This window comes from Streptococcus sp. 11-4097 (assembly GCF_018215285.2).
Taxonomy (GTDB): domain Bacteria; phylum Bacillota; class Bacilli; order Lactobacillales; family Streptococcaceae; genus Streptococcus.
The window spans coordinates 930795-944606 of the sequence record NZ_CP185262.1; the positions used below are offsets into that span (position 1 = coordinate 930795).

At 39.1% G+C, this 13812-nt stretch carries 12 protein-coding genes; 9 read left to right on the plus strand and 3 right to left on the minus strand.

Features of this window, described 5'->3' with window-relative positions; genetic code table 11:
* Nucleotides 1-9: 9 nt before the first annotated feature.
* From KB197_RS04655 to sdbB, 5 genes are all read left to right on the plus strand, one after another.
* Nucleotides 10-888 carry a F0F1 ATP synthase subunit gamma gene (locus KB197_RS04655; RefSeq protein ID WP_000301224.1) on the plus strand — a complete coding sequence of 293 codons (879 nt, stop codon included), beginning with the start codon at nucleotides 10-12 and terminating at the stop codon, nucleotides 886-888.
* Between the two features lie 85 nt (nucleotides 889-973).
* Complete coding sequence (gene atpD, locus KB197_RS04660) at nucleotides 974-2380, plus strand: F0F1 ATP synthase subunit beta (protein ID WP_000094357.1); 1407 nt, start codon at nucleotides 974-976, stop codon at nucleotides 2378-2380.
* Nucleotides 2381-2390: 10 nt separating this feature from the next.
* A complete protein-coding gene (locus KB197_RS04665) occupies nucleotides 2391-2810 on the plus strand; it encodes a F0F1 ATP synthase subunit epsilon (RefSeq protein WP_049493458.1) in 420 nt (139 codons plus the stop codon).
* 196 nt (nucleotides 2811-3006) lie between these two features.
* Nucleotides 3007-3714, plus strand: a complete 708-nt coding sequence (gene ccdA2 / locus KB197_RS04670; protein ID WP_042751026.1) for a thiol-disulfide oxidoreductase-associated membrane protein CcdA2 — start codon at nucleotides 3007-3009, stop codon at nucleotides 3712-3714.
* Between the two features lie 11 nt (nucleotides 3715-3725).
* Nucleotides 3726-4292, plus strand: coding sequence for a thiol-disulfide oxidoreductase-associated lipoprotein SdbB (gene sdbB / locus KB197_RS04675; RefSeq protein WP_212573870.1), 567 nt, complete (start codon nucleotides 3726-3728; stop codon nucleotides 4290-4292).
* A gap of 189 nt (nucleotides 4293-4481) precedes the next feature.
* On the opposite strand, the gene pbp3 is transcribed toward sdbB, so the two are convergent.
* On the minus strand, nucleotides 4482-5723 hold the full coding sequence (pbp3, locus tag KB197_RS04680; protein WP_212573871.1) for a D-alanyl-D-alanine carboxypeptidase PBP3: 1242 nt from the start codon (nucleotides 5721-5723) through the stop codon (nucleotides 4482-4484).
* Nucleotides 5724-5825: 102 nt separating this feature from the next.
* Here pbp3 and KB197_RS04685 point away from each other — a divergent pair, with 102 nt between their 5' ends.
* Together KB197_RS04685 and tuf are read left to right on the plus strand one after the other, a co-directional pair.
* On the plus strand, nucleotides 5826-6935 hold the full coding sequence (locus tag KB197_RS04685; protein WP_070479288.1) for an AI-2E family transporter: 1110 nt from the start codon (nucleotides 5826-5828) through the stop codon (nucleotides 6933-6935).
* Nucleotides 6936-7141: 206 nt separating this feature from the next.
* Nucleotides 7142-8338, plus strand: coding sequence for an elongation factor Tu (gene tuf / locus KB197_RS04690; RefSeq protein WP_001040726.1), 1197 nt, complete (start codon nucleotides 7142-7144; stop codon nucleotides 8336-8338).
* 282 nt (nucleotides 8339-8620) lie between these two features.
* Here the strand turns inward: tuf and KB197_RS04695 are convergent, their stop codons facing one another.
* A complete protein-coding gene (locus tag KB197_RS04695) occupies nucleotides 8621-9634 on the minus strand; it encodes a lactonase family protein (protein WP_120770295.1) in 1014 nt (337 codons plus the stop codon).
* A 152-nt stretch (nucleotides 9635-9786) separates the two neighbouring features.
* Here KB197_RS04695 and KB197_RS04700 point away from each other — a divergent pair, with 152 nt between their 5' ends.
* Together KB197_RS04700 and KB197_RS04705 are read left to right on the plus strand one after the other, a co-directional pair.
* Entirely contained in the window at nucleotides 9787-10953 is a 1167-nt protein-coding gene (locus tag KB197_RS04700) for an AI-2E family transporter (RefSeq protein WP_212573872.1), read from the plus strand.
* On the plus strand, nucleotides 10943-12172 hold the full coding sequence (locus tag KB197_RS04705; RefSeq protein ID WP_212573873.1) for a tetratricopeptide repeat protein: 1230 nt from the start codon (nucleotides 10943-10945) through the stop codon (nucleotides 12170-12172). Before KB197_RS04700 ends, KB197_RS04705 begins: the two co-directional genes overlap by 11 nt.
* Nucleotides 12173-12814: 642 nt before the next feature.
* Here KB197_RS04705 and KB197_RS04710 read toward each other — a convergent pair.
* On the minus strand, nucleotides 12815-13801 hold the full coding sequence (locus tag KB197_RS04710) for an L-lactate dehydrogenase (protein ID WP_023942623.1): 987 nt from the start codon (nucleotides 13799-13801) through the stop codon (nucleotides 12815-12817).
* Nucleotides 13802-13812: the final 11 nt, after the last annotated feature.

A 13812-nucleotide genomic window follows, 5' to 3' on the forward strand; every position in this document is an offset into this window, starting at 1 on the left:
AGGTGTCAGATGGCAGTATCTCTAAATGATATTAAAACAAAAATCGCCTCAACAAAAAATACGAGTCAAATCACTAATGCCATGCAGATGGTATCAGCTGCTAAGCTAGGTCGTTCTGAAGAAGCTGCTCGCAACTTCCAAGTTTATGCTCAGAAAGTTCGTAAACTTTTGACGGATATTCTTCATGGGAATGGAGCTGGCAGTTCAACCAATCCGATGTTGATTAGCCGTCCAGTTAAGAAGACAGGCTATATCGTCATTACTTCAGACCGCGGTTTGGTTGGAGGTTATAATTCCTCTATTCTGAAAGCTGTTATGGAGTTGAAGGAGGAATACCATCCAGACGGTAAAGGGTTTGAAATGATCTGTATTGGTGGAATGGGAGCTGATTTCTTTAAGGCTCGTGGTATTCAACCACTTTATGAATTACGTGGCTTGGCAGATCAACCTAGCTTTGATGAAGTTCGTAAGATTATTTCAAAAACTGTTGAAATGTACCAAAATGAACTTTTTGATGAACTCTATGTCTGCTATAACCACCATGTCAATACGCTAACCAGTCAAATGCGTGTAGAACAAATGCTTCCAATTGTTGACTTGGATCCAAATGAAGCAGATGACAGTTACAGCTTGACCTTTGAATTGGAAACTAGCCGAGAAGAAATTTTGGAGCAGTTGTTGCCTCAGTTTGCAGAAAGTATGATTTACGGGGCTATTATCGATGCTAAGACAGCTGAAAATGCTGCAGGTATGACAGCCATGCAAACAGCGACAGATAATGCTAAGAAAGTCATTAATGATTTGACAATTCAGTATAACCGTGCCAGACAGGCGGCGATTACACAAGAAATTACAGAAATCGTAGCAGGAGCTAGTGCCTTAGAATAGGCACTAGTCCAGCTCGTATGAAAATGAACTTAGGACCTAGTTAAGCTAGGGACCGACAGTATCTTATATAGAATAGGAGAAGGAGATGAGTTCAGGTAAAATTGCTCAGGTTATCGGTCCCGTTGTAGACGTCTTGTTTGCAGCAGGGGAAAAACTTCCTGAGATTAACAATGCACTTGTCGTCTACAAAAATGACGAAAGAAAAACAAAAATCGTCCTTGAAGTAGCCTTGGAGTTGGGAGATGGTATGGTTCGTACTATCGCCATGGAATCAACAGATGGTTTGACTCGTGGAATGGAAGTATTGGACACAGGTCGTCCAATCTCTGTACCAGTAGGTAAAGAAACTTTGGGACGTGTCTTCAACGTTTTGGGAGATACCATTGACTTGGAAGCTCCTTTTACAGAAGATGCAGAGCGTCAGCCAATTCATAAAAAAGCTCCAACTTTTGATGAGTTGTCTACCTCTTCTGAAATCCTTGAAACAGGGATTAAGGTTATCGACCTTCTTGCCCCTTACCTTAAAGGTGGTAAAGTTGGACTTTTCGGTGGTGCCGGAGTTGGTAAAACTGTCTTGATTCAAGAATTGATTCACAACATTGCCCAAGAACACGGTGGTATTTCAGTATTTACTGGTGTTGGGGAACGTACTCGTGAGGGGAATGACCTTTACTGGGAAATGAAAGAATCAGGTGTTATCGAGAAAACAGCCATGGTATTTGGTCAGATGAATGAGCCACCAGGAGCACGTATGCGTGTTGCCCTTACTGGTTTGACAATCGCTGAATACTTCCGTGATGTAGAAGGACAAGACGTGCTTCTCTTTATCGATAATATCTTCCGTTTCACTCAGGCTGGTTCAGAAGTATCTGCCCTTTTGGGTCGTATGCCATCAGCCGTTGGTTACCAACCAACACTTGCTACGGAAATGGGTCAATTGCAAGAGCGTATCACATCAACTAAGAAGGGTTCTGTAACCTCTATCCAGGCTATCTATGTGCCAGCGGATGACTATACTGACCCAGCGCCAGCAACAGCCTTCGCTCACTTGGACTCAACAACTAACTTGGAACGTAAGTTGGTACAATTGGGTATCTACCCAGCCGTTGACCCACTTGCTTCAAGCTCACGTGCCTTGGCACCTGAAATTGTTGGAGAAGAGCACTATGCAGTTGCTGCTGAAGTAAAACGCGTTCTTCAACGTTACCATGAATTGCAAGATATCATTGCTATCCTTGGTATGGATGAGCTTTCTGATGAAGAAAAGACCTTGGTTGCTCGTGCCCGTCGTATCCAGTTCTTCTTGTCACAAAACTTCAACGTTGCGGAACAATTTACTGGTCAGCCAGGTTCTTATGTTCCAGTTGCTGAAACTGTTCGTGGCTTTAAGGAAATACTTGATGGTAAACACGACCACTTGCCAGAAGATGCCTTCCGTGGTGTAGGTTCTATCGAAGATGTGATTGCAAAAGCTGAAAAAATGGGATTTTAAGAGGTGATCTATGGCTCAGTTAACTGTCCAGATCGTGACACCAGATGGTCTCGTCTATGATCACCATGCCAGCTTTGTATCAGTTCGAACTCTGGATGGTGAGATGGGAATCTTGCCACGACATGAAAATATGATTGCAGTTTTAGCAGTTGATGAGGTTAAGGTTAAACGTGTAGATGATGAAAATCACGTGAACTGGATTGCAGTGAACGGGGGCGTTATCGAAGTTGCCAATGGCGTTGTCACAATTGTTGCTGACTCTGCAGAACGTGCTCGTGATATCGACGTTAGTCGTGCAGAACGTGCCAAACTTCGAGCAGAGCGTGAAATTGAAGAAGCACACGACAAACACTTGATTGACCAAGAACGTCGTGCGAAGATTGCACTGCAACGTGCCATTAACCGTATTAATGTCGGAAATAGACTATAAGAAAAAAATGAACTTGAGTTACCAAGTTCATTTTTTATGTTTTCTTAGGGAGCAAAACTGATGCAAAATTAGAATTGTCTAGAGATATAAAAGATAATTAAAAGATTGCATAGTTCAATTTGCGTAGCAGAAATCATACAAATAAAATTGATTATAGTAAAATAGAATTAGAATTATTAAGAAAGTTGGTTCTTTATTGGAAACGATAGTATTTTCAATCTCTGTTTTTCTAGCAGGGATCTTGTCCTTCTTTTCCCCTTGCATTTTCCCTCTGTTACCTGTCTATACTGGTATCTTATTGGATGATCAGGATAGTGCAAAAAGTTTTTCATTATTTGGGAAAAAAGTTGCCTGGTCAGGTTTGATTCGAACACTTTGCTTTATTGCAGGTATCTCTCTCATTTTCTTTATCTTAGGATTTGGTGCTGGTTACTTTGGTAATATTCTCTATGCAAATTGGTTTCGATATGTCATGGGAACAATTATTATCATTTTGGGCCTTCACCAGATGGAAATTTTTCATTTTAAGAAATTAGAGGTTCAAAAAAGCTTTACCTTTAAAAAATCAGATTCTAATCGTTATTGGTCAGCTTTTTTACTTGGTATTACCTTTAGCTTTGGTTGGACGCCTTGTATTGGGCCGGTTTTAAGTTCTGTCTTAGCACTTGCGGCTTCTGGAGGTAATGGCGCTTGGCAAGGAGCTATCTATACTCTTATTTACACTCTGGGAATGGCCATTCCTTTCTTGGTCTTGGCTCTAGCTTCAGGCGTAGTGATGCCTTATTTTAGTAAACTCAAGCGCCATATGATGCTACTGAAGAAAATTGGTGGTTTCCTCATTATTTTAATGGGAATTTTGTTACTATTAGGACAAGTAAATGTTCTAGCTGGTATTTTTGAATAAAGGAGAAAAAGATGAAAAAAGTAATGTTTGCTGGCTTAAGCCTCTTGTCACTAGTTGTATTGATGGCCTGTGGCGAGGAAGAGACTAAAAAGACTCAAGCACCAGAACAATCCCCAAAACAACAGCAACAAACGCCTGTACAACAAATTGCTGTTGGAAAAGAGGCTCCAGACTTCACCTTGCAATCTATGGATGGTAAAGAAGTTAAGTTATCTGATTATAAGGGGAAAAAAGTCTACTTGAAGTTTTGGGCTTCATGGTGTGGTCCATGTAAGAAAAGTATGCCTGAGTTGATGGAATTAGCAGCGAAACCAGATCGTGATTTTGAAATTCTTAGTGTCATTGCACCAGGAATTCAAGGTGAAAAAACTGTCGAGCAATTTCCACAATGGTTCCAAGATCAAGGATATAAAGATATCCCAGTACTTTATGACACAAAAGGAACCACCTTCCAAGCTTATCAAATTCGAAGCATTCCTACAGAATACCTGATTGATAGTCAAGGAAAGATTGGAAAGATTCAATTTGGTGTCATCAGCAACGAGGATGCAGAAGCAGCCTTTAAAGAAATGAACTAGAATCAAGATTTTAAAATAGTATCTATACAATCAATCCCCTAGATTTTAGATAGTATTAATCTAAGATTTAGGGGATTTTTGCTATCAATAAATTAAGTTTAAAAAAGAAGGGAGTTCTGTATTATACAGATTCCCCTTCTTTTTCTTTAAACATAATATTTATTTTTTAGCTTTAAGAAGTTTATTATATCATAGCTTCTCGTTGATAAAGCGGATAAACTGATTCCACCAAACTTTTAAGAAGAAGGCTTTTTCTACTTTCTTTTCTGCTACCATTTCAAAACTAGGACGTTCTGTGGTGATGTAACCTTGACCAATCAAGTCTGAGTCTTCATAAGTCAAATGTCCAACCACTGTTCCGGCTTCAAGTGGTGCTGGAATTGCCTTAGAATCAGGTGTGAATTGAACAGATTGAGAAGATTGATTCCCAATACGTTCAATTAGAGAAATATCATCTTTAGCAACAGCAGTGACTGTATCTTCTTTTCCGTCTTGTACAGGGACTTTGCTATCTTGATAGGCATCGCCTTTCTGAACGATTTTGCGAAGTGTGAATGTAGAAGAGATATAATCCATTAGTGAAGATGTAGCTGTGAAGCGAGCGTAAGGATTATTGTCTTGATGATCCGCATTCAAAACAACTGTGATAACCCTCATGCCTTTTTCGACAGTAGTACCAACAAAAGACTCTCCAGCCTTATCTGTGGTCCCTGTTTTTAATCCATCAAAACCACCGCGATAAGCAGGCATACCCTCTAACATGTAATTGGTAGAAGTGATTGCCATTCCAGCAAAAGTAGAAGAAGGTTTTTTCGTGATTTCTAAGACTTGTGGGTATTTTTTTATGAGGTTGCGAGCAACGATAGCGACATCATAAGCGCTGAGCTTATTTTCCTCATCTTTTTTAGAGCCTGGGTAAATGTTATCACCTAGACTCTCATTGTTAAGACCCGTCGTATTGACAACAGTGGCATCCTGAATTCCCCATTCTAAGAGCTTTGCCCTCATCATATCGACGAAATCTTTTTCTGAGCCTGCAATTTTCTCAGCTAGCGCAATAGCCGCACTGTTGGCGCTAGATACCAGGGTTGCCTCAAGTAGTTGTTCGACGGTATAATTACGAGCTTCCATAGGAACGTTACTCGCTTCAGAATTTGTCGTTAATTTGTAAGGATAATCAGAAATATCTACCGGAGTTGATAGTGTAATACTGCCGTTTTCCAAGGCTTCATAGACAAGATAAACAGTAATTAACTTTGTGATTGAAGCAATTTCAACTGGCTGGGTTGCATCTTTCTCATAGAGAATTTTACCAGTATTTGCCTCAACAGCAATGGCATGTTTAGCAACAATATTAAAATCTTGAGCAGCAACAGTAGATGCTGAGCCAATAATGGAAAGGCTTAAAAGAGTTAAAATTATTTTTTTCATAGTAAGTTTATTCTATCATAAAGAAAAAAATATTCCCAGTTTCATGATAGAAGAAAGAAGCTTTTTTGAAAGTGTGGTAAAATAGATGAATGGAGGTACTTCATGTTTCGTAAGAATAAATTATTTTTTTGGACCAGTGAGATTTTACTATTAACCATCATCTTCTATTTATGGAGACAGATGGGAGCGATTATTACACCTTTTGTAAGCGTTGCAAACACTATAATGATTCCCTTTCTTTTAGGTGGTTTTTTATATTATTTGACCAATCCTATTGTAAATTTTTTACAAAAGTATTTCAAAATTAACCGTATCATTGGTATTTTACTAACCTTGTGTACCTTGGTCTGGGGGCTAGTTATTGGGGTAGTTTATCTTTTACCGATTTTGATTAATCAGTTGACCAGTTTGATAGCAACAAGTCAGACAATTTATAGTCGTTTGCAAGATTTGATTGTGGATTTATCTACTTATCCAGCCTTTCAAAATTTAGATATTCAAGCGACAATTCAACAATTAAATCTATCCTATGTAGATATTCTACAAAATATCTTAAATAGTGTGACGAATAGTGTTGGAAGTGTCTTATCTGCGCTCTTTAGTACCGTTTTGATTATTATCATGACCCCTGTGTTCTTAATTTATTTTTTGTTAGACGGTAACAAGTTCTTGCCGATGCTTGAACGTACTGTTTTAAAGAGAGATAAGCTACATATTGCAGGCCTATTAAAGAATTTGAATGCGACAATTGCTCGCTATATTAGTGGAGTTGCAATTGATGCGATTATTATTGGGTGTTTGGCCTTTATTGGATATAGTATTATTGGTTTAAAATATGCTTTGGTCTTCGCCATCTTTTCAGGATTAGCCAATCTCATTCCTTATGTAGGACCAAGTATTGGCTTGATTCCAATGATTATCGCTAATGTCTTTACTGATCCCCATAGAATGCTGATTGCAGTTGTTTATATGCTGATTATTCAACAAGTAGATGGAAATATCCTCTACCCTCGAATCGTTGGTGGGGTAATGAAGGTTCATCCAATTACGATTTTAGTATTGCTTTTGTTATCAAGTAATATCTATGGTGTCATTGGCATGATTGTCGCAGTACCAACCTATTCTATCTTGAAAGAAATTTCTAAGTTTTTATCACGTTTGTATGAAAATCATAAAATAATGAAAGAACGAGAAAGAGAATTAGCTAAGTAAAAGTCAGGAAATTCCTGATTTTTCTTTTTATTTAGGCAAGTGATAGGAGTGGAAGTGCCGTTTAGATTAGTAGATTAAGAATAATTCACAAAAACTTTGTAAAACACTTGCAATTTAGCTGAAATTTGATAAAATAGTAAGGAAAGTTAGACTGTATTGCCTACTGTCTATCTATAAAATATATTTTATTGGAGGCTTTTACTCAAATGGCAAAAGAAAAATACGATCGTAGTAAACCACACGTTAACATTGGTACTATCGGACACGTTGACCACGGTAAAACTACCCTAACTGCAGCTATCACAACTGTTTTGGCACGTCGCTTGCCTTCATCAGTTAACCAACCTAAAGACTATGCGTCTATCGATGCTGCTCCAGAAGAACGCGAACGCGGTATCACAATCAACACTGCGCACGTTGAGTACGAAACTGAAAAACGTCACTACGCTCACATCGACGCTCCAGGACACGCGGACTACGTTAAAAACATGATCACTGGTGCCGCTCAAATGGACGGAGCTATCCTTGTAGTAGCTTCAACTGACGGACCAATGCCACAAACTCGTGAGCACATCCTTCTTTCACGTCAGGTTGGTGTTAAACACCTTATCGTCTTCATGAACAAAGTTGACTTGGTTGACGACGAAGAATTGCTTGAATTGGTTGAAATGGAAATCCGTGACCTATTGTCAGAATACGACTTCCCAGGTGACGATCTTCCAGTTATCCAAGGTTCAGCTCTTAAAGCCCTTGAAGGTGACACTAAATACGAAGACATCGTTATGGAATTGATGAACACAGTTGATGAGTACATCCCAGAACCAGAACGTGACACTGACAAACCATTGCTTCTTCCAGTCGAAGACGTATTCTCAATCACTGGACGTGGTACAGTTGCTTCAGGACGTATCGACCGTGGTATCGTTAAAGTCAACGACGAAATCGAAATCGTTGGTATCAAAGAAGAAACTCAAAAAGCAGTTGTTACTGGTGTTGAAATGTTCCGTAAACAACTTGACGAAGGTCTTGCCGGAGATAACGTAGGTGTCCTTCTTCGTGGTGTTCAACGTGACGAAATCGAACGTGGACAAGTTATCGCTAAACCAGGTTCAATCAACCCACACACTAAATTCAAAGGTGAAGTTTACATCCTTACTAAAGAAGAAGGTGGACGTCACACTCCATTCTTCAACAACTACCGTCCACAATTCTACTTCCGTACTACTGACGTTACAGGTTCAATCGAACTTCCAGCAGGTACTGAAATGGTAATGCCTGGTGATAACGTGACAATCGACGTTGAGTTGATCCACCCAATCGCCGTAGAACAAGGTACTACATTCTCTATCCGTGAGGGTGGACGTACTGTTGGTTCAGGTATGGTTACAGAAATCGAAGCTTAATTCGATTTAGTTCCCAGAAGAACAATTATTTAAGTCAGACACTAAAAGAATCTTGCTTTGCAAGGTTCTTTTTCATTATGTCACTATTAGTCCGTCTAGCTCCGTTAGGTGTGAGACAAATAAATGATGGCTGTGAAATATTTTTACTTTTCATGGAAAAATTGTTTTGAGAAAGGTTCCATCTTTTTTTGGGGGAGTAATTTGTTGATATAAAAAAGACAAACACTAAAATGATGTTTGTCTTTGGTGTGTAGCTCCGTTAGTTGGTCAGTTATAATTATGTTAATTAGCAAATCTGATGCAGACCGCTTCTGGGACATGGAAGTCATTAGAAAGTTCTGCAAGACGACCAGTTTCAGGATTGCGTTTAAAAACGCTTGCATTGTCAGAGTCTTGATGGATAGCAATGATAAATTCTTGATCCGGTGTCAAATCAAAATCACGTGGAGTCTGACCATGAGTCGGAACGATTTCTAACAACTCTAAACTACCGTCCGCAAGGATTGTATATACTGCGATAGAATCATGACCACGGTTAGAAGCGTAGAGGTATTTACCGTCTTTAGAGAGACGAATAGCAGCAGTACCATTAAAGCCTTCATAACCGTCTGGTAGAGTTGAAATGACTTGCATGCGTTCAAATTCGCCAACACCATCGTAGATTAGAACCTCGATAGTGCTATTAAGTTCACAAATGAGATAAGCAATTTTATAATGGTTATGGAAAATAATATGGCGTGAGCCTGCTCCTGGCTGGCTGTGATAGGTATAGAGTTTAGATAATTTTCCTTCTTGATCAAGATCATAAGTGATGACTTGGTCAGTTCCCAAGTCGCAAGTCACTAGATAGTGGTCAGGTGTTAAATCTGTATAGTGAACATGTGGAGAAGCTTGATTTTCATGTGGACCTTGGCCACTGTGTTGATCCACATCACTAAGTAGAAGACGACCATCTTCCTGACGTTTATAAACAAGGACCTGTCCCTTGTGGTAGTTTGCTGCGTACACCAAATCACGCTTTTCATCAACGGCAACATAACAGTGGGGAGCTCCTTCTTCCACGACATGATTTAATAAGGTTCCATCAGTTTGATAGGCTGCAATCCCCCCCTTATCGTCTTGACTACCAACAGTGTATAAATGTTGATGTTGGTCAAAGGCAAGGTAGGTCGGACTTGGCTCAGCTGCAAAAAGTTCTAGATTTGAAAGCTGACCAGTTTCTGTATCGAAGTCTGCCTTGTAAATCCCTTGGGAAGTCCGACGTGTATAAGTTCCAAAATAAACAGTTTCTTTCATAACTTTACCTCTTTATAAAGATAAGTCTATTATATCACAAAATGAATTTATAATATGCTATGCGGTGCAATTCAATGGAATGTAAGCACTTTAAAAAGAGTTATTTTGATTTAAAAATGGTATAATGAGAGAACAATAGAAAGGAAGTATTTATGGAGCAAAAAGAGAAACATTTTAGCCTATCTTGGTTTTTCAAGTGGTTTTTGGACAACAAGGCAATTACGGTATTTTTGGTAACCTTATTATTGGGACTGAATCTTTTTATTTTAAGCAAGATTAGTTTTCTATTTTCACCTGTTTTAGACTTTTTGGCAGTCGTGATGTTGCCAGTCATTCTATCTGGTTTACTATACTATTTACTGAATCCCATTGTTGATTGGTTGGAGAAGCATAAGATTAATCGCGTCATCGCAATCAGTATTGTCTTTGTCATCATCGCTCTCTTTATCATTTGGGGCTTGGCAGTGGCTATTCCAAGTCTGCAACGTCAAGTTTTAAACTTTGCAAGAAATGTTCCAGTCTACCTTGAAGACGCTGATCGCGTTATTGATGATTTGGTCACCAAGCGTTTACCAGATGATTTTAGACCTCAGTTAGAGCAAGTTTTGACAAACTTCTCAAGTCAGGCTACAGTTTGGGCGAGCAAGGTTTCTTCTCAAGCAGTAAACTGGGTGAGTGCCTTTATTAGCGGGGCATCTCAAGTGATTGTTGCCTTGATTATCGTTCCTTTCATGCTCTTTTATCTCTTGCGTGATGGGAAAGGATTGCGTAACTATTTAACCCAATTCATGCCTACGAAATTGAAGGAACCTGTTGGACAAGTTTTATCAGATGTGAATCAACAGTTGTCCAACTATGTTCGAGGGCAAGTGACAGTAGCTATTATTGTAGCGCTAATGTTTATCATCTTTTTCAAGATTATCGGTCTACGTTATGCGGTTACGCTGGGTGTAACTGCTGGCATTTTAAATCTGGTCCCTTATCTGGGTAGCTTCCTAGCCATGCTTCCTGCCTTAGTTTTGGGCTTGATTGCTGGGCCAGTCATGCTTTTAAAAGTGGTAATTGTCTTTATTGTAGAACAAACAATAGAAGGTCGTTTTGTTTCTCCACTGATTTTGGGAAGTCAATTAAATATCCATCCCATTAATGTTCTCTTTGTCTTGTTAACTTCAGGATCCATGTTTGGTATTTGGGGAGTTTTACTCGGTATTCCAGTTTATGCTTCTGCTAAGGTTGTGATTTCGGCGATTTTTGAATGGTATAAGGTAGTCAGTGGTCTATATGAACTAGAGGGAGAGGAAGTCAAGAGTGAACAATAGTCAACAGATGTTACAGGCTTTGGAGGAACAAGATTTAACCAAGGCTGAGCATTATTTCGCCAAAGCTTTAGAAAATGATTCAAGTGAGCTTCTTTATGAGTTAGCCACCTATCTAGAAGGAATTGGTTTCTATCCTCAGGCCAAGGAAATTTACCTGAAAATCGTAGAGGATTTTCCAGAGGTTCATCTTAATCTAGCAGCAATTGCTAGCGAGGATGGTCAAATCGAAGAAGCCTTTGCCTATCTTGAGGAAATCCAACCTGACAGTGACTGGTATGTTTCGGCTTTGGCTCTTAAAGCAGACCTCTACCAGCTAGAAGGTTTAACAGATGTGGCGCGTGAGAAATTGCTGGAGGCATTGACTTACTCAGAAGATCCTCTCTTGATATTTGGATTAGCAGAGTTGGATAGTGAGTTGGAAAATTATCAAGAGGCTATTCAAGGCTATGCCCAGTTAGATAATCGGTCGATTTATGAGCAAACAGGCATTTCTACCTATCAACGGATTGGCTTTGCCTATGCCCAGTTAGGGAAATTTGAAACAGCTACAGAGTTTTTAGAAAAAGCCCTGGAGTTAGAATACGATGACTTAACAGCTTTTGATTTGGCCAGTCTTTACTTTGATAGAGAAGAATACCAAAAAGCTGGCCTCTACTTTAAGCAACTTGATACCATTTCACCTGATTTTGAAGGATATGAGTATGGTTACAGTCAGGCCTTACATAAGGAACATCACGTTCAAGAAGCTCTGCGTATCGCTAAGCAAGGCTTAGAGAAAAATCCCTTTGAAACTCGCCTCTTGCTGGCTGCTTCACAATTCTCTTATGAATTGCATGATGCCAGTGGTGCAGAAAACTACCTCCTTACTGCAAAAGAAGACGCTGAGGATACGGAAGAAATCTTACTCCGTCTAGCTACTATTTATCTAGAACAGGAACGTTATGAGGACATTCTAGACTTGCAAAATGATGAGCCAGAGAATCTTTTGACCAAGTGGATGATTGCTCGTTCCTATCAAGAAATGGACGATTTGGATACTGCCTACGAGCATTATCAAGAGTTGGCAGGAGATTTAAAGGACAATCCAGAGTTTCTGGAACACTATATCTATCTCTTGCGTGAATTGAGTTATTTTGAAGAAGCAAAAGTCAATGCGCAAGCTTACTTAAAACTGGTTCCAGACGATGTTCAAATGCAAGAACTATTAGAGAGATTGTAAGAATATATTTTTTAAACCTGTATCTGATTATTTTTTATTATAACAGCTACAGGTTATTTTATCTATTTTGTGATGTTGTGTTTGTATTCAACTATCCAATATAATACATAAAAAGTGAGATAAGTAATATTTTGAAAAGAAAAGTTCTCATTTTATAAGAAACTCAGACTGAAAACAAAGCCCTCAGATTAAAAGTTTCTAAGGGCTTTTCTTTGTGTGAAATTGTAAAATAGGGGTAAGAAAAGTTGTGAGATGTTTCCTATGTTTCATAAAGAAAATCCAGACAATAACCGCAATCAGGTTGTCTTTTACACGCTAGATGAACTCGTTCCGCAAGAACATTTTCTTAGTCAGATTGGACAAGTTATTGATTTTCCTTCATCTATGACTGAATCGTATCCAATAACCGCAAATATACTCACAAAGTTTTGATAATCAAGCTAAGTTTATGTGGAAGTTAAGATTGACTTAGATTGGAAAAACCACGGAAAACAGGGCGGGAAATTTTTTTGCATTGAAAAGTATTTTGTAGAGGTTTCAAATTTTTTAAGGATAGGAGATCTGGAGAAATAAAAAAGACAAACACTAGAATAATGTTTGTCTTCGGTATGGAGTTCTCATTTAATGAGAACCTAGTTACAATTAGTTTTTAGAAGCTTCTTGGAATTCTGGGTTTTTCCATGCTTCGTCAATGATAGCTTGTAATTCTTTAGCAGATGCTTGCATTTTTTGAGTTTCTGCGTCGTTCAATGGGATATTTACTGGACGAACAATACCATGTGCACCAACAACAGCTGGTTGACCGATAAAGACGTTTTTAACTCCGTATTGACCTTCTTGGAATACAGAAAGTGGAAGTACTGCATTTTCGTCGTCAAGGATTGCTTTTGTGATACGAGCAAGCGCTACCGCGATACCGTAGTATGTTGCACCTTTTTTGTTGATGATTGTGTAGGCTGCATCACGAACACCTTCGAACAATTCAATCAATTCAGCTTCTTGAACGTTTTGAGTATCTTTAAGGAATTCTTCAAGGTTTACACCAGCGATGTTTGCGTGTGACCAAACAGCGAACTCAGAGTCACCGTGTTCACCCATGATGTAGGCGTGCACTGAACGAGCATCAACGTCAAGTTTTTCAGCAAGTGCTTGACGGAAACGAGCTGAGTCAAGTGAAGTTCCTGAACCGATAACGCGTTCTTTAGGGAATCCAGAGAATTTCCAAGTTGAGTAAGTCAAGACGTCAACTGGGTTAGCAGCAACAAGGAAGATACCTTTGAAACCTGATTCAACAACTTGAGTTACGATTGATTTGTTGATAGCAAGGTTTTTACCTACAAGGTCAAGACGAGTTTCACCTGGTTTTTGAGGCGCACCTGCAGTGATTACAACAAGGTCAGCGTCTGCACAGTCAGAGTATTGAGCTGCATAGATTTTTTTAGGTGAAGTGAAGGCAAGGGCGTGACTAAGGTCAAGCGCGTCACCAACAGCTTTTTCATGCAATTGTGGAATTTCGATAATTCCAAGCTCTTGTGCAATTCCTTGGTTAACAAGTGCAAAAGCGTAAGAAGAACCTACAGCACCATCACCGACAAGGATAACTTTTTTGTGTTGTTTAGTTGAAGTCATTATTCTAAACA

Bases quoted from the DNA above. Each gene is read 5' to 3' on its own strand.
- KB197_RS04665 (WP_049493458.1), top strand. From the start codon at position 2,391: ATGGCTCAGTTAACTGTCCAGATCGTGACACCAGATGGTCTCGTCTAT.
- sdbB (WP_212573870.1), top strand. From the start codon at position 3,726: ATGAAAAAAGTAATGTTTGCTGGCTTAAGCCTCTTGTCACTAGTTGTA.
- KB197_RS04685 (WP_070479288.1), top strand. From the start codon at position 5,826: ATGTTTCGTAAGAATAAATTATTTTTTTGGACCAGTGAGATTTTACTA.
- KB197_RS04695 (WP_120770295.1), bottom strand. From the start codon at position 9,634: ATGAAAGAAACTGTTTATTTTGGAACTTATACACGTCGGACTTCCCAA.
- KB197_RS04700 (WP_212573872.1), top strand. From the start codon at position 9,787: ATGGAGCAAAAAGAGAAACATTTTAGCCTATCTTGGTTTTTCAAGTGG.
- pbp3 (WP_212573871.1), bottom strand. From the start codon at position 5,723: ATGAAAAAAATAATTTTAACTCTTTTAAGCCTTTCCATTATTGGCTCA.
- tuf (WP_001040726.1), top strand. From the start codon at position 7,142: ATGGCAAAAGAAAAATACGATCGTAGTAAACCACACGTTAACATTGGT.
- KB197_RS04655 (WP_000301224.1), top strand. From the start codon at position 10: ATGGCAGTATCTCTAAATGATATTAAAACAAAAATCGCCTCAACAAAA.
- atpD (WP_000094357.1), top strand. From the start codon at position 974: ATGAGTTCAGGTAAAATTGCTCAGGTTATCGGTCCCGTTGTAGACGTC.
- KB197_RS04710 (WP_023942623.1), bottom strand. From the start codon at position 13,801: ATGACTTCAACTAAACAACACAAAAAAGTTATCCTTGTCGGTGATGGT.